Origin of the sequence: Streptomyces toyocaensis (assembly GCF_000725125.1) — a bacterium.
GTDB classification, from domain to species: Bacteria; Actinomycetota; Actinomycetes; order Streptomycetales; family Streptomycetaceae; genus Streptomyces; species Streptomyces toyocaensis.
In genome coordinates this window covers 55044-77847 of record NZ_JFCB01000015.1, presented here as the reverse complement: position 1 = coordinate 77847, position 22804 = coordinate 55044, and the positions used below count along the sequence as shown (strand labels likewise).

General features: G+C 74.7%; 17 protein-coding genes. 4 read left to right on the top strand and 13 right to left on the bottom strand.

Annotated features, from left to right (window positions below; all coding sequences use genetic code 11):
• Positions 1–59 precede the first annotated feature (59 nt).
• The 9 genes from BU52_RS17725 to BU52_RS17680 form a co-directional block, all read right to left on the bottom strand.
• Positions 60–1577: a PP2C family serine/threonine-protein phosphatase gene (locus BU52_RS17725; RefSeq protein ID WP_037935521.1), complete on the bottom strand. Its 1518-nt coding sequence runs from the start codon at positions 1575–1577 to the stop codon at positions 60–62.
• Between the two features lie 3 nt (positions 1578–1580).
• Positions 1581–4145, bottom strand: a complete 2565-nt coding sequence (locus BU52_RS17720; RefSeq protein ID WP_051858323.1) for a serine/threonine-protein kinase — start codon at positions 4143–4145, stop codon at positions 1581–1583.
• A gap of 31 nt (positions 4146–4176) precedes the next feature.
• Positions 4177–5514: a hypothetical protein gene (locus BU52_RS17710; protein ID WP_037935339.1), complete on the bottom strand. Its 1338-nt coding sequence runs from the start codon at positions 5512–5514 to the stop codon at positions 4177–4179.
• A 60-nt stretch (positions 5515–5574) separates the two neighbouring features.
• Positions 5575–6639 carry a glutamate ABC transporter substrate-binding protein gene (locus tag BU52_RS17705; protein WP_037935519.1) on the bottom strand — a complete coding sequence of 355 codons (1065 nt, stop codon included), beginning with the start codon at positions 6637–6639 and terminating at the stop codon, positions 5575–5577.
• Between the two features lie 65 nt (positions 6640–6704).
• Entirely contained in the window at positions 6705–8138 is a 1434-nt protein-coding gene (locus BU52_RS17700) for a hypothetical protein (RefSeq protein ID WP_037935333.1), read from the bottom strand.
• A gap of 261 nt (positions 8139–8399) precedes the next feature.
• A complete protein-coding gene (locus BU52_RS17695) occupies positions 8400–9371 on the bottom strand; it encodes an N-acetylglucosamine kinase (protein ID WP_037935329.1) in 972 nt (323 codons plus the stop codon).
• Positions 9362–10627: a 6-phospho-beta-glucosidase gene (locus BU52_RS17690; protein WP_037935517.1), complete on the bottom strand. Its 1266-nt coding sequence runs from the start codon at positions 10625–10627 to the stop codon at positions 9362–9364. The genes BU52_RS17695 and BU52_RS17690 overlap by 10 nt, the downstream gene beginning before the upstream one ends.
• Before the next feature lie 52 nt (positions 10628–10679).
• Entirely contained in the window at positions 10680–11894 is a 1215-nt protein-coding gene (locus BU52_RS17685) for an ROK family transcriptional regulator (RefSeq protein WP_037935327.1), read from the bottom strand.
• A gap of 160 nt (positions 11895–12054) precedes the next feature.
• Positions 12055–13140, bottom strand: coding sequence for a mechanosensitive ion channel family protein (locus BU52_RS17680; RefSeq protein WP_037935324.1), 1086 nt, complete (start codon positions 13138–13140; stop codon positions 12055–12057).
• A 314-nt stretch (positions 13141–13454) separates the two neighbouring features.
• On the opposite strand from BU52_RS17680, the gene BU52_RS17675 reads away from it, so the two are divergent.
• Positions 13455–13991 (top strand): HNH endonuclease, encoded by a 537-nt coding sequence (locus BU52_RS17675; RefSeq protein ID WP_037935320.1) that lies wholly within the window; start codon positions 13455–13457, stop codon positions 13989–13991.
• Positions 13992–14074: 83 nt separating this feature from the next.
• Here the strand turns inward: BU52_RS17675 and BU52_RS17670 are convergent, their stop codons facing one another.
• From BU52_RS17670 to BU52_RS17655, 4 genes are all read right to left on the bottom strand, one after another.
• Positions 14075–15442, bottom strand: a complete 1368-nt coding sequence (locus BU52_RS17670) for a hypothetical protein (protein ID WP_037935318.1) — start codon at positions 15440–15442, stop codon at positions 14075–14077.
• Positions 15439–16137, bottom strand: coding sequence for an ABC transporter ATP-binding protein (locus BU52_RS17665; RefSeq protein WP_037935317.1), 699 nt, complete (start codon positions 16135–16137; stop codon positions 15439–15441). Before BU52_RS17665 ends, BU52_RS17670 begins: the two co-directional genes overlap by 4 nt.
• Complete coding sequence (locus BU52_RS17660; protein ID WP_037935316.1) at positions 16134–16667, bottom strand: PadR family transcriptional regulator; 534 nt, start codon at positions 16665–16667, stop codon at positions 16134–16136. The genes BU52_RS17665 and BU52_RS17660 overlap by 4 nt, the downstream gene beginning before the upstream one ends.
• Positions 16668–16746: 79 nt before the next feature.
• A complete protein-coding gene (locus BU52_RS17655) occupies positions 16747–19620 on the bottom strand; it encodes a beta-N-acetylglucosaminidase domain-containing protein (protein ID WP_037935315.1) in 2874 nt (957 codons plus the stop codon).
• 299 nt (positions 19621–19919) lie between these two features.
• Here BU52_RS17655 and BU52_RS17650 point away from each other — a divergent pair, with 299 nt between their 5' ends.
• The 3 genes from BU52_RS17650 (at position 19920) to BU52_RS17640 (ending at position 22611) form a co-directional block, all read left to right on the top strand.
• A complete protein-coding gene (locus tag BU52_RS17650; protein WP_037935313.1) occupies positions 19920–20195 on the top strand; it encodes a hypothetical protein in 276 nt (91 codons plus the stop codon).
• Positions 20196–22253 (top strand): 4-alpha-glucanotransferase, encoded by a 2058-nt coding sequence (gene malQ / locus BU52_RS17645; RefSeq protein ID WP_037935312.1) that lies wholly within the window; start codon positions 20196–20198, stop codon positions 22251–22253.
• A gap of 82 nt (positions 22254–22335) precedes the next feature.
• Positions 22336–22611 carry a hypothetical protein gene (locus tag BU52_RS17640; RefSeq protein WP_037935310.1) on the top strand — a complete coding sequence of 92 codons (276 nt, stop codon included), beginning with the start codon at positions 22336–22338 and terminating at the stop codon, positions 22609–22611.
• Positions 22612–22804: the final 193 nt, after the last annotated feature.

The window sequence follows — 22804 nt, the reverse complement described above, 5'->3', positions numbered from 1 at the left end:
CGGACCGGTCCCCTCCGGTCCGTTGAGGCCTCCCCGTATGACGCGTCCCGTACGCGGCCTCAGGCCGATCCTGCCCCCTGCGGGACGGCGGGGAACGGCACGAGGGCCACTGTTACGTTGTCGTGGCCCCCGCCGTCGAGCGCGTGACCGACCAGCACCCGGGCGCTGTGCAGCGGCCGGACGGCCGCGTCGGCCGGGACGACCCCGGCCATCTCGTCGGCCGATTCCGCGTAGTTCCACAGGCCGTCCGTGCAGACCACGATCAGCCCGGGCCGGTCCGGCTTGAAGGACGCGGTGTGCGGCTCCAGTTCGTAGGCGTCGGCGCCGAGCCAGCCGGTGATGGCGTGGGCCCGGTGGTCGGCGTACGCCTCGGCCTCGCCCATCAGGCCCGCGGCGACCATCTGCGCGGCCCACGAGTCGTCCTCGGTGAGCCGGGCCGCCGGGGCGGAGCGGTCCACCGGGACCCAGTAGGCGCGGCTGTCGCCGACCCAGCCGACGACCAGCAGATCACCCGTCACCACCGTGCCGACGATCGTGCACGCCGGGGCGTTCTGGTGCGGGGCGTGCTCGCGGGCGGCCACGTCCGGCTCGTCGGCCAGCGCGTTGACCGCGTCGGAGGCGGCGATGATCGCGTCGTGCATCGCCTGCTGCGGGTGCGTGCCGCGCGGCAGGGCCGCCAGCAGCGACTCGCTCGCCGCGCGGGACGCGGCCAGGGACGCCTCGTCGGGGCGGGTCGCCGAGGAGACGCCGTCACAGACGATCGCCACGGAGACGGGCGAGCCGTCGGGCAGCGTGGTGGTGCCGACGCCGAAGGCGTCCTCGTTGCGGTGGTGGCGCAGTCCGCGGTCGCTGACCGCGGCCACGGGCCCGCATTCCTGTTCCATGTGGTCCCGTTCGCGCGGCTGGGCGTGGCCGCAGTTCTCGCAGTAGCCGTCCTCGTCCACCCTGCCCGCACGACAGGCCACGCACACCACCGCGGCACCGGCGATCTGCTGAGCCGGCCCGGCGGTCACCCGCGGATCCGGCGCCTGGAGCGGGTACTCGTCGGGCTGCGCGGGCCGTCGGCCGCCGCCGGGGTGCCCCTCCGGGACCGAGGAGGGGGACGCGTCCGGCTGGGCACGGCGGTCGAAACGCACCCCGGACGACGGGGCGGGGGGCGCCGCGGGCGGGGGCGGCGGTACGGGCGCGCCCGGGGACGGGGACGGCGGTGGTACGGGCGCGCCCGGGGACGGGGACGGCGGCGGTACGGGGGTGCCTGCCGCCGGCGCCCCGGCGGCGAGGGTGGGCGGCGGGCCGGCCTCGCCGGACAGCGGGGAGCCCTCGCCGGAACCGTCCGGGCCGGGCGCGGGCCAGGCCGGTGCGGCGGACGGGGCAGACGGGGGCCCGGACTGGGCGCGGCCGGCGGGGGCCTGGAGCGGCACCGAGCCGTTCAGCGCGATGGTCGGCTCGTCCGTCGGCCGTGCGGGAACCACGGACAGGTCGTATCCGCACGCACCGCAGAAACGATCACCCGACTCGAGGGGCTCCTCACAGCTCGGGCACTTCGACAGAGCGGCCTGCTGAGGCATCTGCGACATCAACTACACCCACGTCCGGGGGCGGTAACGATTGGCACGTTCCACCAGGTCGATCCTCTCCTCGCCGCTCCGCGCCAGCCGGGCCAGCGTGCGGTACGAACGCTCCAGGCCGAAGCGCAGGCCCCGCTCGTCCAGGCCGCTGCCGAGCAGCGTCCGGCCCCCGGCGGCGGGAGGGGCGGAACCCCGGCCCCCGGAGAGTACCCAGTCCAGCCCGCAGCCGAGGACCTCGGCCGACAACAGCTCGCGCCGCGCCGGATCCAGACCGTACGCCTCCAGGGCCTCGACCTGCCCGGCGGCGGCGGTCAGGTCGTCCAGGAACGGTACGTCACCGGGTGTGGCCGCGCGTCCCCGCAGCCGCGCCCGGACGGCCGCCACCCGTGCGGCCGTGTAGTGGATGGAGGACTCCGGAACCGACTCCAGCGTCCGTACGGCGCCACCGCGGTCGCCGGCCGCCAACTGGACGCGGGCCAGACCGAACGCGGCGCTCACGTAGCTCGGGTCGGTCGACCACACCAGGCGGTAGTACTCGGCGGCGTTGTCCAACTGGCCCAGCACCTCCGCGCACAGGCCCAGCGCCAGCTTCGGCGCGATCTCGCCCGGGAAGGCGTCGTAGACCGCGTCGAAGGCGAGCGCCGCGCCCTCGTGGTCGCCGGTGACCTGGGCGGCCACCCCCCGGTACCAGACCACCCGCCAGTCGTCGGGGTCCCGCTCCTCCACCGTGCGCAGCGCCCGCAGCGCGGTGGACCACTCACCGGTCTCCAGCCGGGCTCGGATCTCGCGCAGCCGGGTCTCGGCCGAGGGGGCGGGCGCCGCGGCCAGCGCGTTGATCAGCTCACCGGGCGCGGACGTCAGCAGGCCCGCGAGGAAACCGGCGTTGGGGTCGGAGGGGTCGACGTGCGGCACGGGGAGCGCCAGCGCCGCGGTGGCGCAGTCGACCGGCTTGACGAGGGCGACGGGCGGGGCGGTGGTGGCGGCGGAGGCGCCGGCGGGGAGGGCGGGCCGGCGCTTCCGGGGCCCAGGTGTCCTGGTGCCCAGGCGTGACACGTCCCCGTCCAGTGCGGGGAACAACTCCGTGTCCGTCACCCGCAGTTCCGGGCCGAACAGCGTGGACAGCGCGGGACGGGCCCGTCCCGTCTGGAGCGAGACGACCTCCCGCAGGACGCCCGTCAGCTGCTCGGTCATCTCCTGCGCCGAGGCGAACCTGCGGGCCGGGTCCGGGTCGGTGGCGCGGACCAGCAGCCGGTAGAACGACTCGTACTGCCGGAAGACCTCGATGGTGTCCGGATCGGGCAGCGAGTCCACGAAGACGTTCGTGTACCCCTGGAAGTCGAACGTCAGGACGGCGAGCGTCCGGGCCACCGTGTACAGGTCGGACGCCACCGAGGGGCCCGCCTCGGCGACCTCCGGCGCCTGGTAGCCGACCGTGCCGTAGATGGCCGACTCCTCGTCGTCCATCCGGCGCACCGCGCCCATGTCGATCAGCTTCAGCTGGTCCTCGGTCTGGATGGCGTTGTCGACCTTGAAGTCGCAGTACAGCAGGTTCCGGTCGTGCAGGTGGCCGAGCGCCTCCAGGGCCTCGATGCCGTAGGCACAGGCCTGCTCCACCGGCAGCGGGTCCCGCCTGCCCTCCGGGGTGCGGCGGGCGTTGGCGATCTCCTTGAGGGACTTGCCGCCGACGTACTCCATGACGATGTAGCCGTCGAGCGAGCCGGTCCGCTGGTCCAGGTGTTCCACGAAGTTGTGGATCCCCACGATGTTGGCGTGCTCGATCTCCGCGAGGAAGCGCCGCTCGGAGATCGCCGCCGCCATCGCGTCCTGGTCGCCCGTGTCCAGCAGGCCCTTGAGCACCACCCAGCGGTCCGAGACCGCCCGGTCCACGGCGAGGTAGATCCAGCCCAGACCGCCGTGCGCCAGGCAGCCGACCACCTCGTACTGGCCGTGCACCACGTCCCCGGACCGGAGCTTCGGCACGAAGGAGTACGGATGGCCGCACTTGGTGCAGAAACCCTCCGTGCGCCCCGGCCGGCCGCTGCGGGCGCGGCCCACCGGCGCCCCGCAGTCCGCACGCGAGCAGAACCGCTTCCGCTCGGGCACCTCGGGGTTGTCCAGCACCATCGCGCGCGGATCGGGGCGCGGGATCGGCGGGACCTGCACCAGCCCGGCACCGAGGCGGCCCCGGCCGGAGGAGCCGCTGCCCGTGCCGGAGCTGCGCACGGACACCGAGCGGCCCGACGTCCGGCCCGAGAAGGAGCGGGAGAGCCGTCCGGAGACCGAGCGGCGGGACTTCGACGACTGGGACGACGTACGGGAACTGCGGCCGCCGGCACGGGAGCCGTGGGAGCCGCGGGAGCTCCCGCTGTGCGAACCGTGCGCGTCGCGGCCCCCGGCCGTGACGCCGGTGGGGGGCGAGGCGACCAGGCCCGTCGGCGACACGACCGGGGCGAGACCGCAGGTGTCGCAGTACAGTTCACCGCCGCCGACGTCCTCGTACGCGCCGCCGCATTCGGGGCGCTGACAGGCGCGTGGTGCCCGGCCGGCCTCGGGCCTCCGGCTCTCCGGCTCGCTCATGACGCCTCCCCTTGTCGCTCCCCCTTGTCGCTCACGCGCCCGGCCCCCTCCGGTCGTCGGGCCCGCTCTGGCCCGGCACCCGCGGCGCTGTGCCGAGCTGCTCCGAGGCCGCCTGCTGGTAGCGCAGCACCGCCCGCTCGGCGGCGCGCAGATCGCAGGGCGCGCTCCACAGCATGCGGCGCGCCTTCTCGTACCGCTCCACCAGGAGGGGATCCTCCGCCAGACCGTGCCGGGCCACCTTCGCCTTGTACGCGTCCAGCCGGCCGCGCAGCTCGGCTCGCACCGCCAGCGGCGCCGTCACCGCGGTCAACGACTCCCGGGCGCGCAGCAGTTCGTCCTCCGCCTTCTGCTCAAGGGACTCGAGCAGCGGGGACAGCCGGTGCCACTGCGCGTGCCTGCGGTACTCGGCCGCCGTCGACAACTGCTCCTGCAGCGCCGTCGGCGGCCCGCTGACCACCGGCACCTCCGTCGCCGCGATCTTGGCCAGCACCTCGCCGCGCGCGGTGCGGGCCTCGGCGAGCGTGCGGTCGGCCCGGGACAGCACGTCGCGCAGCCTCACGATCCTCTTCTCGGCGTCCTGGCGCACCGTCAGCACCGCGTCGATCTCCCGGCGCACGTCCTCCAGCGCGCGTGCCTCGCGGTCGTAGACCGTGGTGTCCGGTCTGCCGCCGCCCGGCGCAGAACTGCCCTCCGCCGGCTTCCAGAAGGCCAGCGGGTCGGACACCACCTGCTCGCGCAGCTTCGTCAGCGTGCGGGTGATCCGCTCCAGGTCGTCGCCCGCCGGGTGCTCGCCCGGGCGTACGCCCACCGAGTGCGCGAGCCGGCTCGTGCGCTGGAGCTCGGCGGCCAGTAAATCGATCCGCGCGGGCAGCGCCGACCACACCGCGTCCGCCGCCACGACCATGTCCAGCGAGGTCGCGTACAGCTCGTTCATCTGGTCGACGAGCGCGGCGAGCGAATACCGCTCGCTGAGCCTGTTCGGGTGGCCGCCGTGCGGCGCCGTCGCCCCGACCGCCGCCGTCGCGCCGCCGGCCAGCGTCACCGGCTCGCCGCGCAGCAGCTCCGTCAGCTCCGCCAGGTCCTCCCGGCTGGACCAGCGGCGGCGGGACCGGATGTCGCGAGCGGTGCGCAGGGCGTCCGTGTACGCGTCGAAGCAGGTCCACAGCAGCGTGATCGACGCCTCCGTGGCCTTCCAGCGCTCGGCGGTGAGTCCTGTGAGCTGCGCCCCCTCCAGGAGTCTTCGGCCCGCGTGGTCCTGCAGCGCGAGGAGCGAGGTCTCGATCGCCTCGTGCTCCGCGCCGAGCCGCGCCAGCGCACGGTCCACCTCGTCCCGGTCCAGTACCGGCCCGGCGGGATCCGTGTCGGCCATCGATCACCTCTCGCTGCGGGGATGTTGACGGTTGTGGGTGGTCGGTTCGTTCGCGGGTGGTCAGTTCGTTCGCCGGTACTCGGGGGCCGGGGGTTTCGACGCGGAGGGGTCCTCGCCGAGGGTGGCCGACAGCCAGTCCGCGTACGAGGACTCCCAGCCGTCCGAGGTGTCCTCGCGGAAGTCCACCAGGATCTGGTTGACCCGGCGGACCAGGTCGTCCGCGTCCTTCTTCATCGCCACGCCGTAGTACTCGGCGGTGAAGGCCTCCCCCTTGAGTTCGACCGCCGGATCCTGCGCGGCCTGGCTGGCCGCGAGCGCGCCGTCGGTCACCACCGCGTCGACCTCGCCGAGTTGCAGCCGCACCAGGCAGTCGAGCTGGTTGGGGACGGTCGTGCGGAGGTCGGTGGACTCCGGGAGCCGGCCCGCCTTCCGGTCCGCCTCCAGCGTCGAGTGCGCCGTGGAGCCCGCCGCCGTGCACACCTCCTGGTCCGCGAGGGTCTCGTCGTACCCCTCGACCGGCGAGGACTTGGGGGCCAGGACCTGCTGGCCCGTCCTGAAGTACGGTGCGGAGAACGCCACGTCCCGCAGCCGGTCGCAGTTGATCGTCATCGTGCGCACGACCATGTCGACCCGGCCGGACTTGATCGCCGGGATGCGCTGGTCGGTGGGGATCGCCTTGAACTGGACCGCGTCCCGGTCGCCGAGTATGTCCTCGGCGATGCGGTGCACCAGGTCGATGTCGAAGCCCTCGAGGGCGCCGCCCTCACCGCTGTTGGGGTCGCGGTAGCCCCAGCGGTAGCTGTTCTGGTCCACTCCGACGATCAGCTTGCGCTTCTCGCCCTGACGGTTCTTGATCGCCTCGATCGTGGGGCCGTCGGCGCGGGAGGGGGACAGGGTCTGCTTCTCCGGGGCCGTGCAGTCCTCTTCGGCCCGGGTCTGTGTCTGTGCTTGTGCTTGTGCCTGTTCGGTGTGGGACACCGGGGTGCCGGTTGCCGCCGAGTCGCTGTTCAGGGATCCGGCGCAGGTCAGGAGCAGAGCGAAGACCAGGGCCAGGGCGCAGGCCGTCGCCATCGCGCCGACTCCGCCCCAGCCCTTCGGCCGGGCCCACGGGCGTGGTGCGGTCATCTCCGGTGCCCCCTTCGGCTCGGTCGCCCCGTCCGGGCCCGGCACGCGCGCGTTCATCGGTCCGTTCATCGGTACTCCGACAGCCTGCGGCCGATGCCCAGCAGCGCACCGGCCGCGCCCAGCACGGCCAGGACCGCCGCGCCGGCCGGCAGGCCCGTCAGCGCGTCCCTGCCGTCGCCGGCCGCCTGCCGGAACTCGGTCTCCTCGTGCTTCAGCGCGGTGGCCAGGTTCTCGTCGACGCTGTCGAAGCACTCGCCCGTCGCGCCCCTGGCGCCGATCACCATGTCCAGCGCCTGCGGGTAGTTGCCGTTCTCGTCCTGCTCACGGGCGGCCTCGTGGCGCTTCTTCCACTCGGTCATGTTCCCCACCGCCGCCGTGACCGGCTTCGCGCCGCTGTCGTCGTCGGCGAGTCGCTGCGCGCCGGCCAGGCCCTTGGCGAGGGTGTCCATGTCGCGCCCGAAGTCGTAGTCGTAGGCGTCGTACGTCTCGTCGCCCACCGTCGTCGTCTCCGCGCCGCGCGCCACCAGGGTCAGGTTCTCGTTGCCCCGTGCCTTCAGGGAGGCGATGCGCGCGTCGTGCAGCACGTCGAGCGAGCGGACGCCGTGGTCGTAGGAGTCGTCGAGGTGCGAGCGGGCGAGGGTGTGGCCGACCGTCAGCCACAGCAGGACCACGGTCGCCGTCGCCGTCGCCGCCACCAGGCCGTGGTTGAGCACGCGGTTGGTGCGGAGGTAGGTGCGGCGCTGGGCCCAGCCGAGGGCCGCGAGCGCGACGACGCCGAGGGCGATCGCGGGCCAGGGGTACGGGGTCGCGTCCGCGTAGTCGGAACGGAGGCGCTGGTTCTCCCTGGTGTAGAGGTCCTCCGCCGCCGGGAGCATCTCCTCCTGCATCTTCTCGTTCGCGTACCGCAGGTAGGCGCCGCCGACGGGGTAGCCCTGGCGGTTGTACGTGCGGGCGCGTTCCACCAGGCCCTTGTACTCCGGGAGCAGGCGGTTGAGCTTCGCGATCGTCGCCGCGGAGGGGGAGCCGGGGTGCGAGTTGGCGGCGGCGTTGACGAGTTTGGCGGCGGCGGTGCGGATGTCCCGCTCGTAGCGCTCCCGGGAGGCGGCGGTCTCCTGACCGCCCGCGAGGAAGCCGCTGGAGGCCGTGGTGTTGGCGTCGGCGAGGGAGCGGTAGATGTCGGCGGCGTCGGAGGTGAGGGGCTGGCTGCTGGTGAGGACGTCGTCCGCGGCCGCGGCACGGTCCGTCATCTGCCAGGCCGTCACGGCGCCGAACGCGACGACGAGGGTGGCCAGGACCGCGCCGATGACGCGGAGGCGGCCGGGTTCGGTGGTGGCGGCATGGCGCAGGCGGTCGACGCCCTCGGCGAAGGCGGTGCGGCGGGGGGTGGAGGGCGCGGGGGGCGCGGGGGGCGCCGGGGTGGCGCGCTGCGGCGGGATCGCGGGCAGGGGGGACGCGGTGGCGTTGTGTGGTGGTGCCGTGCTGTTCGGCGTGTGTGTCATGTGACCTCCCCCATGGTCATCCTCCGCGGCAAGTATCGCCGCCGGGACTGACATATGCACCGGCCTTGGCACGATCTTGATCCGATTGCGGCGCGATTGCCGGGAATTCCGCCACCGCCGCCCCTGTCCCGCCCTGCCCAGGAACACGCCCGGCGATTCGGTTCGGTTCCATGTGCGGGTGGGTGGTCGTACGCCTGCGGCGCGGCTTTCCCTGCGGTGGGGGCTCGGGTGGCGCCTTCGGGTGGTGGGTGGGTCGGGGTGTCAGCCCTCGTAATGCGCGCGCAGGCGTGCCAGGGCGGACCGCCGTGCCGACACGTGGTCCAGTCCCAGCAGCCCCGCCCCCAGCACAGGGCTCGCCGTGACCACCCGGGGCACCGCCTTGGGCGCCCGCTCGGTGAGCAGGGTGTGGATGCGGTCGTTCAGCAGGGTGTGCCGCGCCGCCAGCACACCCCCGCCCAGCAGCACGGGCGTCTCCTCGTCCAGCAGATCCAGCCGCGTGAGAGCGACCACCGCCATCGTCACGATCTCCTGCGCCTGCCGGTCCACGATCGCCCGCGCGACCCCGTCCCCCTGCGCCGCGGTGGCGAAGAGGACCGGGGCGAGTTCGTGGCGCCGGGCCGGGGACACCGTCCCCAGGTGCAGTGCCTCGATCAGCGCGGGCATGCCGGGCAGCCCGAAGTGTGCCGGGAGCGCGTCCGCCAGCTCCGTGGGCGCGCCGCGCCCGTCGTCCGCGCGGGCCGCGTGCCAGAGGGCCTCCTCGGCCAGCGCCCAGCCCCCGCCCCAGTCACCGGAGATACGACCGAGCGCCGGGAAGCGCGCCGTACGGCCGTCGGGACGCATGCCCACGCAGTTGATGCCCGCGCCGCAGACGACGGCCACGCCCCGCGGCTCGGTCACCCCCGCCCGCAGGATCGCGAACGTGTCGTTGCGCACCTCGACGGTCCTGCCCCAGCCGCACGCCGTCAGTGCCGCCGTCAGCCCTTGCTCCTCGGCGGGCAGGTCGGCGTTGGCCAGGCAGGCCGAGACATGGGCGACGGCGGGGACGCCGGCGGCGGTCAGGGCCCGGGTGACGGTGGCGGCGAGGACGCCCATCGCCGTGGCGAGGCCCACGGCCGGGGGACGGAAGCCCTCCCCCCGGGCCGTCGCCAGCACCGTGCCGTCATGGGCGACCACCGCCACGTCGGTCTTGCTGTTGCCGGCGTCGATGGCGAGGACGCCTGCGGTCAGGCCCACGTCAGGTGCTCCCTGTTGTGTGCGACGAGCTTGTCGGCGAGGGTGTCGGCGTACTCGCACTGGGCGATCAGGGGGTGGGCCAGGAGGGCGCGGAAGACGCGGTCCCGGGTGCCGTGCAGGGCTGCTTCCAGGGCCAGGTCCTCGTAGGCGGTGACGTGGGCCATGAGGCCCGCGAAGAGGGGGTCGACGGGGGCGACGGGGAGGGGCACCGCGCCCTTCGGGCCCACCGTCGCCTGGACCTCGACGACCGCGTCGTCGGGGAGGAAGGGGAGGGTGCCGTTGTTGCGGGTGTTGACCACCTGGTGGGGGGATCCCGCGCCCCTGAGCAGGGCCGCTGCCAGGTCGACCGCCGCCTCGGAGTAGTAGGCGCCGCCGCGTCGGGCCAGCAGGGCCGGCTTCTCGGCGAGGGCCGGGTCGGCGTAGAGGGCCAGGAGGCGGCGTTCCATGTCGGCCACCACGGCCGCCCGGGAGGGACGGGTGCGCTGTTCCCGTACGACCTCGTCGTGCGCGTAGAAGTAGCGCAGGTAGTAGGACGGGACCACGCCCAGGCGGTCGAGGAGGGGGCGGGGGAGGCGGAGGTCGGCGGCGATCGTGTCGCCGTGGGTGGCCAGGAGACGGGGGAGGACGTCCTCGCCGTCGGGGCCGCCTTCGCGGACCGCCGTCTCCCAGGTGAGGTGGTTGAGCCCCACGTGGTCCAGGTGGAGGGCGGCCGGGTCGGTGTCCAGGAGCGCCGCGAACTTGCGCTGGAGGCCGATGGCCACGTTGCACAGGCCCAGTGCCTTGTGGCCGGCCTGGAGCAGGGCCCGGGTGACGATGCCGACGGGGTTGGTGAAGTCGATGATCCAGGCGTCCGGGCTGGCCCGGCGGACGCGGTCGGCGATGTCCAGGACGACCGGGACCGTGCGCAGGGCCTTGGCCAGTCCGCCCGCGCCGGTGGTCTCCTGGCCGACGCAGCCGCATTCCAGGGGCCAGGTCTCGTCCTGCAGGCGGGCCGCCTGACCGCCCACGCGGAGTTGGAGCAGGACCGCGTCCGCGCCGTCGACCGCGGCGTCCAGGTCGGTGGTCGTGGTGATCGTGCCGGGGTGGCCCTGGCGGGTGAGGATGCGGCGGGACAGGGCGCCGATCAGCTCCAGTCGCTCCGTCGCCGGGTCGGTGAGGACCAGCTCGGTGAGGGGGAGGGTCTCCCTCAGCCGGGCGAAGCCGTCGATGAGTTCGGGGGTGTAGGTCGAGCCTCCGCCGACCACGGTGAGTTTCACGGTCATCCCTTCGTTCCGGTGAGGGTGACGCCTTCTGGGCGAAGGAGAACACCTAGCGGGAGGTGTCGAAGACCTCGTCGCGGGTGGTCGCCAGCGCGCTCTCCAGCGCGCCGCGCAGCACGGGCCGTGCACGGACGTGGCCCACGACGAGGCGGGGACGGGGGGCGGCCAGTTCCTCCAGTTCGGCCTGGACCAGCGCGCGCAGCGCCTCGCCTCCGGAGGTGAGGCCGGTGCCGCTCAGGACGACGAGTTCGGGGTCCAGGACGGAGACCAGGGAGGCCAGGCCGGTGGCCAGGCGGGTGGCGTAGGTCCGCAGGAGGCGGTGGCGGGGTCCGTCGACGGGGGCCGCCGCCGCGCGCTCCAGGAGGGCGGCGGCCGCCTCGGCGCAAGGGCCCCGCGGGATGTCCTCGATGCCCAGCTCGCGGGCGAGCCGGAGCACGGCCCGGGAGCCGGCCAGCTCCTGGAAGCCGCCGCTGCCCGCCTTGGTGACCCGGCGGACCAGCGGCGTGCCGGGCACCGGCAGGAAGCCGACCTCACCGGCGCCGCCCGTCCAGCCGCGGTGCAGCCGGCCGCCGAGCACCAGGGCGGCGCCCAGGCCCTCCTCGTTCCACAGGAGGACGAAGTCGGTGTGGCCGCGCGCCGCGCCGAGGCGCTGCTCGGCGAGGGCGACCAGGTTGACGTCGTTCTCGTACTCGAACGGCATCCCCAGCGCGGCGGCCAGGTCGTCGAGCAGGGTGGGGGAGTGCCAGCCGGGGAGGTGGGAGGCGTAGCGGAGACGGCCGGTGTTCGGGTCGAAGGCGCCCGGTGTCCCGATGACGAGGCGGTGGATGTCGGCCCGCGACAGTCCCGCCGCCTCCACCGCGCCGTCCAGGGCGTCGGTGACCTGCTGGACGACGGGGACGGCGGCACGGCGGCCGGGGGTGGGGAGTTCCACGTGGCCGACCGTGCGGCCGGTGAGGTCGGCGACGGCGGCGCGGATCCGCCGGGGCGTGACGTCGAGGCCGGCCGCGTGGCCGGCGGACGGGTTGACCTCGTACAGCTGGGCGCTGGGGCCGGGGCGTCCCTCGGTGGTGCCGGTGGCGAGGACCAGGCCGGCCGCTTCCAGGCGGGCCAGGAGCTGGGAGGCGGTGGGCTTGGACAGGCCGGTGAGCGTGCCGATCCGGGTGCGCGACAGGGGCCCGTGCTCCAGCAGCAGGTCCAGGGCGGCGCGGTCGTTCATGGCGCGCAGCACGCGCGGGGTGCCGGGCGTACCGGCGGTTCCTGCCATGGAATGCGGCACCTGCCCTTCCTCGGCTCGGGCACTACTGTCAGGAAAGTTTCCTGTCGGTGCGGGAGGAACGTAAGCCCGCTGCGGAGGGGGCGTCAAGGGAAACGGGAAAGGGCGGCGCCCGGGGAGTCCCGGGTGCCGCCCTCGTGCGGGCCGGCGGCTACTTCGTGGTGCTCGTCGGGGGCAGCGGGGACGCGGCCATCGACTGGGGGGAGACCGTGCTCGCGTAGGCGGAGGGGGCCGCGATCCCGGCCGTCGGGTCGGCGGGCGGGGCGTCCTCCGTCGCCGTGGCGCCGCCGACGATGCGGATGCCGGAGGCGTCGAGGGCGCGCTTGATGCGCCAGCGCAGCTCCCGCTCGACGGTCAGGGACTTGCCCGGCATGGTCTTCGCCGAGACGCGGACCACCATCGAGTCCAGCAGCACCGAGTCCAGGCCGAGCACCTCGACCGGGCTCCACAGGAGCTCGTTCCAGGGCTCCTCCTTGCCCATCTTCTCGGCGACCTCGCTCAGCGTGGCCTTCACCCGGTCCAGGTCCTCGTCGGAACGGACCGTGACGTCGACGCCCGCGGTCGCCCAGCCCTGGGAGAGGTTGCCTATGCGCTTGACCTCGCCGTTGCGGACGTACCAGATCTCGCCGTTGTCCCCGCGCAGCTTGGTCACCCGCAGCCCGACCTCGATCACCTCCCCGGAGGCCACGCCCGCGTCGATCGAGTCGCCGACGCCGTACTGGTCCTCCAGGATCATGAAGACGCCGGACAGGAAGTCCGTCACCAGGTTGCGCGCGCCGAAACCGATCGCCACGCCCGCCACACCGGCCGAGGCCAGCAGCGGGGCCAGATTGATCTGGAACGTGCCGAGGACCATCAGCCCGGCCGTGCCCAGGATCAGGAACGAGGCCACCGAGCGCAGCACCGAGCCGATCGCCTGCGAGCGCTGACGGCGCCGCTCGGCGTTCACCAGCAGACCGCCCAGCGAGGAGCCGTCCACCGTCTGGCCGGTCCGGGACATGCGGTCGACGAGCTGGGTGATCGCCCGCCGCACCACGACTCTCAGCACGACCGCGATCACCAGGATCAGCAGGACCCTGAGCCCTATGGCGAGCCACGTCGACCAGTTCTCCTCGACCCAGCCGGCGGCGTTCGTGGCGCTCTCCTGGGCGTCCTGGAGCGAGGGCACCCGCGGGGTCCCGGACTCCGAGGGCGTCGGCGACGGGTCGACGGCCGACAGGACGGCGGACAAGGACACAGCAGGTACCTCCAGGTGCACGGTCTGCCCCCGGTGCGGCGGTCAAGTCCGGCGAGGTCACGATCGGGTCACCGGACGGGCAGAACCACCACACTAACGGGGCATTGTGGGGGGAACGGCCCCGTGTGGGAAGAAGAGACCGCCCTCACCCGTGCTTGAACAGGCCATGGTCCTGGGGATGAATCGGGATGTGGTCGAAAACACTCCCAGCCCGTTACCGGGACATGGTGGCGCGTCCACCAGGCATGAGGGGAGACTGACTACGGATCGTCCCGGCGCGAGCCACGCGCCGCCGGCGTACAAGGAGGCCGTCCGTGCCGCATGTCCTGGTCCTCAACGCGTCGTACGAGCCGCTCGGCGTCGTACCGCTCCGCCGAGCGCTCGTGCTCGTCCTCGAGAACAAGGCAGTCTGCCTCGAGGAGACCGGCGCCCATCTGCACAGCGCGACCGTCACAGTCCCCGCACCCAGCGTGGTCCGGCTCAAGCGTTTCGTGCGGGTCCCCTACCGGGGGCCCGTTCCCCTCACCCGCCGGGCGCTGTTCGCCCGTGACGGGGGCCGGTGCATGTACTGCGGTGGCGTCGCAACCAGCGTCGACCACGTCATCCCGCGCAGTCGCGGGGGCAAGCACGTCTGGGACAACGTGGTGGCCTCCTGCCGCCGCTGCAACCACGTGAAGGCCGACCGCCACCTGTTCGAGCTGGGCTGGCGCCTGCGCCACAAACCCGCCCCGCCCACGGGTCTGGCCTGGCGCATCATCGGCACCGGGCACAGGGATCCACGCTGGCTGCCGTACCTGCAGCCGTACGGCGCCGACGACGCCATGGCCCGGATCGACGGCCTGTCGGCCTGACGTCGGTCCGGGCCTTCGCATCGACATCACGGCCCCCCGGCCCCGGGGGACCCCGTTCCCCCGGGGCCGGGCCCGGCCGGAGATCAGGCGTGGCGCAGTTCCGACGGGCGGAGCGTGCGGCGCAGGAGCGGGAGAGCGGTGGCCGCAGACAGGAGGCAGGCGGCGTAGACCGTGAGCGGGACCAGCAGCGCGGCCCACGGCAGGGAGCCGGACGCGGTGACCGCGGAGTAGCCGGCCCCCACCGCCGCCCCACCGGCGCCCGCCACCAGCAGGGACGGCGCGAGCGGCAGCGCGGTCTCCAGGATCAGCGCCCGGTGCAGCACCGCGCGCTGCACCCCGGCGGCGGCCTGCGCGGCCAGGCCCCGGCGGCGGGTGGAGAGCGACTCGGCGGTGCCGACGGCGAGCGCGGACAGGGTGATCACCAGGCCCACCGCGATCGCGGCGGCGGTCAGGTCCAGCCCCGTCGTGTAGTACGTGATGCTCTCCCCGAGTTGCCGGTCCTCGTACAGCGTGTCGAGGAACGCCTGCCGTACGCCCACGAACCCGGTGCCCATCACCGTCACCAGCAGGACCGCCGCGTGCGTGCGGGCCGCCGCCCACGGGTCGTCGCGCAGCCGCTCCGCCGCGATCAGCGTCGCCGCCGAGCGGGCCCGGCCGGCCAGGGTGCGCCCCACCAGACGGCACACCGCACCGGACAGCCACACCGCGCCCGCGCCGACCCCGAGCAGCGCCGCGAACACCGTCATCGGGGTCCGCAGCTGCATCGGGCCGCGGGGGCCGGCTGAGGTGGTGTTCGCCGCGAGCAGCGCCAGCCCGGCCACCAGCAGCAGCGACACGAGGAACAGCCGGCCCGGCCCGCGCCCCGACCGTGCCGGGCCGACGCGGCGCACCCAGCCGAGCGGCGAGGCCACCACCCGCCGCAGCGCGAGGGCGCCCGTCGCCGCGCCCAGTGCCGGCACGCTGACCGCGACCAGTGCGAGCACCACCCAGGTGAGCACGGCCGGCCGCTCCCACGTCCCCAGCAGGACCGGCACCGAGGCGGCCGTCGCGACCGCCGAGCCGAGCAGACAGGCCAGACCGGTCTCCAGTGCCGCGATCCGCCGCACCTGTCCCGGCGTCGCCCCCGCCAGCCGCAGTCCGGCCAGCCGCCGGTCGCGGTGCACCGCCCCGATCCGGGCGCACTGGCCGAGGAAGCCGAGCACCGGGACGAGGAGGAGCAGCAGGGCGAGGATCACCCCGGCGCGCGTACCGGGCCGGCTGAGCAGACCCTCGGCGAGGGACACGGAGACGTGGTCGCCGCGCAACGAGGCCAAGGCGCCGGCCGCCAGTGCGAACCCGGTCGCGAGCGCCGCCCCGGTCGCCGTGAGCGCGATCCGCCACCCCTCGCGCCGGTCGGAACCACGGGTGAGCCGCCAGGCCAGCCGCAGGTCGGAGGTGAGGGAGGCTGTCACGCCGCCACCCCCTGCGGCGCCAGGACCCCGTCGCGCAGCCGCACTTCACGGTCCGCGTACGCGGCCACCTGCGCGTCGTGCGTGATCAGCAGCACCGCCGTGCCCGTCTCGCGGGCCGTGTGCACCAGGGCCGTCATCAGCTGCTCGCCCGCCAGCGAGTCCAGGGCGCCCGTCGGCTCGTCAGCGAAGACCACCCTGGGCCCGGTGACCAGCGCTCGGGCCAGCGCGGTCCGCTGCGCCTGGCCGCCGCTCATCTCACCGGGCCGCAGATCTTCCTGACCCCGCGCCCCGAACCGCTCCAGCCACTCCGCGGCCGCCGACCGGGCCGTGGCGCGGTCGGCGCCGGCCAGCATCAGCGGCAGCGCCACGTTGTCCGCCGCCGTCAGCTCCGGGATCAGCTGGCCGAACTGGAAGACCACCCCGAACTCGGTGCGGCGCAGTTCGCTCAGCCGCTCCTCCGGCAGCTCCTCCAGCCGGCGGCCGGCGTACGTCACCGTGCCCGCGTCCGGGCGCACGATCCCGGAGAGGCAGTGCATCAGCGTCGACTTGCCGCTGCCGCTGGGGCCGGTCAACGCGAGGATCTCACCGGCGTTCAGTTCGACGCCGGCACCCCGCAGCGCCTCGGTCCTGCCGTGCGCCTTGACCAGCCCGCGGCCCGCGAGCAGCGGTCCCGCCGTGTTGTCCCCGTTACTCATGCCGTGTCGACCTCCGCGGTCAGGGTGGTGAGCCGGTCCGCCGTCGTGGTCATCCAACGGAGGTCGGCATCCAAGTGGTTGAGGGCGAAGTCCGCCGAGAGCACGGTTGCCAGGTCCGCGCCCTTCGCCGACTTCACCGCGGTGAGCTCCCGCATCCGGTCCATGTGGGCCGCGCGCTGGGCGCGCAGATACGCGGCGGGGTCGCCGTCGGCCAGGATCGACACCACGACCTTGGCGAAGATCTCGTTCGTCACGAAGGGCGCGGGTGGGGCGATCTCCCCGGCCCAGCACGTCAGTTCACGCGTGCCCTCGTCCGTGGCGCGGTACATGGTGCGCTCCGGGCCGCCGTCGGAGCCGGTGCCCTCGACCTCGGCGAGCCCGTCCCGGACCAGGCGCTGCAGGGTCGTGTAGACCTGCCCGTAGGCCAGTGGGCGGGCCTGCGGGAAGCGTTCGTCGTGGCGTCGCTTGAGGTCGTAGCCATGGCTCGGCCCCGAGGCGAGCAGGCCCAGCAGGATGTGACGGGTGCTCATCGCGCCATTATGCACTGCGTACATGTACTGAGTGAATAGCGGTCCTGGGGAGCGTTCCCGCGAGATGCCGCAGGGACGCTCAGTCCGTGACCGCGTACGCCTCCACCGACCACAGCGAGTACCCGTACCGCGTGGCCCGCTTCTCGCCCTGGACCCGGACGTGGCGGACCTCGCGCTCGTCCATCCGGACGGTCTCCCGCCCGCCGCGGCCGTCCCGGACCTCGGCCGCCGTGCGCCAGTCGCGGCCGTCCGCCGACACCTCCACCCGGTACGCCGACGGGTACGCGTCCTGCCAGTGCAGCGCGACCTTCCCGAGCCGCACCGGACGCTCCAGCTCCACCTGCCACCAGGCGCCGTCCTCGACCGGAGAGGACCAACGGGTCTCCGGGTCCCCGTCGTTCGCCGCCGAGGCCGGGAAGTCGGGCGTTTCGTCGGCCGAGGAGCTCGCCCGGCCCCCGCGGGCCAGGTCCTGGCCACCGGTGCGCGGCACGGCGTGGACGGTCAGGGTGCGGGTCGCGCCGCCGAAGCCGAGCCGGACCTCGTACGGCCGGGCGGGCGTGCCCGGCTTCACGGTCACCTCGACCGGCACCTTCACCGGCGTACCGCGCGGCACGGTCAGCGTCTCCTTCGGCACCCTGACGCCGATCCCCTCGGGGGCCCGGACGGTCAGCCTGCCGCGCACCTCGCCGGGGCGCTGCGAGCCGAGGGTGGCCGTCAGCCGCAGGGTGCCGCCGATGTCGGCGTCGGCACGGTCGTCCGCCAGTTCCAGGGAGGCGTCGGACGCGTCCGCGAACCACGGGACCAGATGCCGGACCCGGGCGGGATCGGCGCCGGTGACCCGGACGGCGCCGACCGGTTCGCCGCCGGTGCGCAGCTCGGTGGCGCCCCGCTCGGACAGCGCGCCGAGACGGCGCCATCCCCCGCCGGGCGTGCGCACCTCCACGGTCCCCTCCGTCCCCGGGTCGGTGAGCACGGTCACCGCGTCCAGGGCGCGGGCGCGCGGGAGGTCGAGCGTGCGGTCGCCGCCGGACCGCGCGGGCGGCTCGTGGTCGATGCCGGCCCAGCTCCGGTACGCCTTCTGCGCCCGGCTCAGGAACGGGTCCAGCACGCCCTTGCCCACCGTCACCCGCGCGGCCCCGGCCCGCTGCTCGCCGAGCCTCCGGTACGCCGTCCAGGCGGCGTCCGCGTCGCCGGCCTGCTGTGCGCGCAGCATGTCCAGCGCCGTCGTACCGGCGTCGCCGTAGCGGGCCAGTCGCTGCGTCCAGGGGGCGACCTCGGTGGCCAGCGCGGTGCCGGACAGCCGCCCCGGCAGGTCGCGCAGGGCGGTGAAGGCCGCGCGCAGCCGGACGGCCGCCCCGGTCTCGTCCCCGCCGCGCGCGGCCGGCCGGGTCCGCCAGAACTCGTCCATCAGCGGACGCAGGTACGCCGACTCCTCGCCGCCCAGCACCGAGGACGCGGTGTTCCCGGCGAGCGCCCTGAGGGCCTCCTCGCGCCGGGCGTCACCGCCGGCGAGGTCGGCGACCGCCGCCCGCCAGGACTCCTGGGGGCGGTAGTCGCGCGGGTTCCAGGCGAAGTCGGCGGCCGTGAACAGCGGGATGCGGGACGCCTCGGGCTGCTCCATCGCGTTGGCGAGCAGGGCGGCCGAACCGGCGGCGACGGCGGGCTCACGCCCCTGGTAGGGGCCGAGGAAGATCCGGCCGGGGGCGTAGTCGTTCACCGGGTAGTTGTCCATGGTCACCAGCGGGTGCCCGAACACGTCCCGTGCCTGAGCCAGTTGCCCGCCCGTGATGGTGCGCGGCACCACCCCGACCCCTGTCCACGCCACCTCGACCCCGCCGTCCAGGGCGCGGGCGAGGGCCCGCCGGTAGGCGGTCGAACCCTCCTCGTAGTACTCGGTGGGCATCAGGGACAGGGGTGCGGCGTCCGGGTGACGGACCGCCAGGTGCCGGGCCACCGCGTTCGCCACGTGCGCCTGGGCGCGGGCGGCGGCCTCGGGGCCCGACCCGAACCGGTCGGCGTCCGCCCCGCAGTGCCACTCGCTGTAGCTGACGTCCTGGAACTGGAGCTGGAAGGCGCCGAAGCCCAGCGCGCGCATCGCGTCCAGCTTGCGGGTCAGCGCGCGCAGATCGTCGTCCGAGGCGAAGCACATCGCCTGCCCCGGCGCCACCGCCCAGCCGAGCGTGACGTGGTTGCGCCGTGCCCGCTCGGCCAGCTCCCGGAACTCCGCGCGCCGCCCGGCCGGGTACGGCTCCCGCCAGCGGGCCTGCCGCAGGAGGTCGTCACCGGGCGCGTAGAGGTACCGGTTCTGCTTGGTGCGGCCCATGAAGTCCAGCTGGGCCACCCGCTGCCGGTGCGTCCACGGGGTGCCGTAGAAACCCTCCGTGATGCCGCGCACCGCGGTGCCCGGCCAGTCGCGCACGACGGCCGCGGTGATCGTGCCGTCCGGGCGCAGCAACTGCCGCAGTGTCTGCACGGCGTGGAACAGGCCGTCGCCGTCCGCGCCGGTGAGGGAGACGGCGCCCTTGCCGGCGCTGAGCGTGTAGCCGCCGGCCGGAAGGGCGTGCCGCGGGTCGCCCGAGGCGCGTTCCCTGCCCACGCGCACCACGAGCGCCCCCCCGGGCACCTGTGCGCCGGGGGCGGTGAACCGGCGCGCCCCGGCCTCGCGCAGCAGCTCCCGCAACGCCTCGACGGCGTACGGGTCGGCCGCGCCGTCCGTGATCAGGGCCACCTCGCCGGTCACCCGGACCGCGGCGCCGTTCGCCCGCAGGGAGTGGGGGCGCGGCCACACGGACGGATCCGCCGCCTCGGCCGCGCGGGATGCCGGGGAGGCGGTCGTCCCGGGCGCGGGCGGTGCCGCAACGGCGGCCGGCGCGCTCCCCAGGGTCCCGGCGAGGACGGCGAACGCGAGGGCGGCCCTCCTGGCGTTCGCCGTCCTCCCACGCCGCAGCTGCACGGGTCCTCCTGGGTCGCTCGGGGCGGCCGCCCGGCCGAGGGCCGGCGACCGTGTCCATTCCGTTACCGAGAAATCCAGAGCCCACCACTCCTGCGGTGAACGTGTCAATGAGAGTGGACGTTGTGGCGCATTTGTCCCACTGTGGAGTGAGGGGGTGGGAAGAGAATGTGAGCAGGAGCACGTTGGGAGGCTTTCTGCGTCTGCCCTCGCGCCCGGTGGGTAGGGCTGCGGGATAACCCGCACGACCCGCACCCGCACGCCCGCGTGATCCGCGACCGTGCTCGACGAGGAGGCCTTCTGTGGCTGCACCCGCGTACGTTCCGCCCCCGGCCCTGTCCAAACACGCGGCGGAGCCGACCGCCGACGACCTCCACCTCTGCGTCTTCAGCGCGGAGGGCCCCTGCACCGAGCTCCCGCTGACCAGCGAACCCCCGCTGCCCGACGCCGAGCCCCTCACCAGCGAACCACCGCTCGCCGAGGCCACTCCCCTGACCAGCGAGTCCGACGCCTTCACGGATCTCTCGGACGCCTCGGGCCTCGACGCCTTCCCGGCCCAGTACCGCCCGGAGCCCTAGGTGGCCGCGCCACGGCCGGCCGAGCCCCCTGACGAGGAACTGTCCCGGCTCGCCGCCCTGCACGGCGTCGCCACCTCCTACAGCCCCTCCCCGGACCGCACGGTCGCGGCCACGGCCACCGCCGTCACCCTGGCGCTGGCCGCCCTCGGCGTGGACGCGGCGACCCCCGAGGCCGTCCGCACCGCGCTCACCGCCCGCGAGCGCGAACGCGCCGAACGGCTGCTGCCCCCCACCGTCGTCGGCTGGGGCACCGGCACCCCGGCCGCCCTCACCGCGCTCCCGCGCGATTCCCGCCTGCTCGTCCGCACCGAGCAGGGCGAGATCCGCACCTGTGCCGAGCGCCTCCCGCCGGGCGTGCACGAACTGACCGTCACCACCCCCGACGGCCGCACCGCCCGCGCCCACCTGATCGTCGCCCCGGACGCGCTGCCCGCGCCCCCGGGACGCTCCCACGGCCTCCTGGTCCAGCTCTACTCCCTGCTCTCCCGCCGCTCCTGGGGCATGGGCGACCTCGCCGACCTCGGCGAACTCGCCGCCTGGGCCGGACGCACCCTCGGCGCCGGGTTCGTCCAGGTCAACCCGCTGCACGCGGCGGTCCCCGGCCCCCCGACCGACCCCTCCCCCTACCGGCCGTCCTCGCGCCGCTTCCCCGACCCGGTCCACCTGCGCGTCGAGGACGTCCCCGAGTTCGCCTACGTCGAGGACCGCGACCGCGTCCGCGCCCTGCGGGAACGGGCCGGGCGACTGCGCGAGGCCGTGCTGGTCACGGGCGGGCTGATCGACCGGGACGCGGTCTGGGAGGCCAAGCGGGAGGCCCTGGAACTCGTGCGGGAGGTCCCGCTCGGCCCCGGGCGCCGGGCCGCCTACCGGGACTTCCTCGCCGCACAGGGCCGGGCCCTGGAGGACCACGCCACCTGGTACGCGCTCGCCGAGGTCCACGGCGCCGACTGGCACCGCTGGCCCGCCGCGCTGCGCGACCCCCGTTCGGCGGAGACCGCCCGCGCCCGGCGCGAGCTGGCGGACCGCGTCGACTTCCACTCCCGCCTCGTCTGGCTCACCGACGCCCAGCTCACCGCCGCCCAGCGCGCGGCCCGCGAGGCCGGGATGCCGGTCGGGATCGTCCACGACCTCGCCGTCGGCGTCCACCCCGGCGGCGCCGACGCCTGGGCGCAGCAGGAGTTCTTCGCGGCCGGCATGTCCGTCGGCGCGCCCCCGGACGCCTTCAACGCGCGCGGCCAGGACTGGGGCCTGCCGCCCTGGCGCCCCGACCGCCTCGCCGACTCGGGGTACGCCCCCTTCCGCGCCCTGCTCCAGGCCCTCTTCCGGTACGCGGGAGCCCTGCGCATCGACCACGTCATGGGTCTGTTCCGGCTCTGGTGGGTGCCCGAGGGCCACCCGCCGACGGAGGGCACCTACGTCCGCTACGACGCGGAGGCCATGCTCGCCGTGCTCGTCCTGGAGGCCTCCCGCGCCGGGGCGGTCGTGATCGGCGAGGACCTGGGCACCGTCGAGCCGGGGGTGCGCGAGGCCCTGCGCGAACGCGGGGTGTACGGCACGTCGGTGCTGTGGTTCGAGCGGGACTGGGAGGGCGACGGCAGCCCGCTGCCGCCGGAGGGCTGGCGCGCGGACTGCCTGGCCACGGCGACCACCCACGACCTGCCCTCCACGGCCGCCCGGCTCAGCGGTGAGCACGTGGAGCTGCGGGACGGACTGGGGCTGCTGACGCGGCCCCTGGAGGAGGAGCGGGCGGAGGCGGCGGCGGACGTCGGGGAGTGGCGGGAGTTGCTGCGGCGGCTGGGTCTCGTGCGGGGGGACTCCTCCGAGGAGGCGGAGATCCAGGCAGTGCACCGGTACCTGCTGCGCACCCCTGCCCGGATGATCGGCGTGTGGCTGCCGGACGGGGTCGGGGACCGGCGCCCTCAGAACCTCCCCGGGACGTGGGACCAGTACCCGAACTGGCGGCTGCCGATCGCCGACGCGCGGGGGCGGCCGGTGACGCTGGAGGACCTGGCGGGGTCGGCGAGGCTGCGGGCGCTGATGGACGTGCTGAGGGAGTGAGCCGCCGGCCGCGTCCGTCGTCCCGGGCCCTTAGGACACCCCGGGCGAGCGCGGCCCCACCGCGTTCGATACTTTGGGGACCGTGGACAAGAAGAACGCCCTGCGCGCCGGCGCCCTGGCAGCCGGTACGACGCTGATGATGCTGCTCATGTCGTCCCCCGCGCTCGCGCTCAGCCGCGACGACGGCGACGACCCCGGCACGGGCCTGAGCGTCATCGAGACGCTGGGCCTCTACGTCCTGGCTCCCATCGGCCTGTTCCTGGCCATCGCCGCGCTGGTGATGATCGGTGACAAGTCGCACAAGAAGAAGGACGTCACCACGTCCAACATCAGCACCGAGGCCGAAGCCAAGGCCTGACCGGGGCAGGGCCGCTCGCCGGGCCGCCCCAGCGCGCTTTCCCGAGGGCGCCGTCTCCGCCGTGCGCGGGGCCGGCGCCCTCGGTGCTGCCCGCGCGCCCCGCGCCCTCGCCCGTTCCGCCGCGGCACCACCTCCTCACCGGGAACGCCGCATCGGCCAGGGGGCACCGGCACCGGCGCCCGGTACGCGGCGC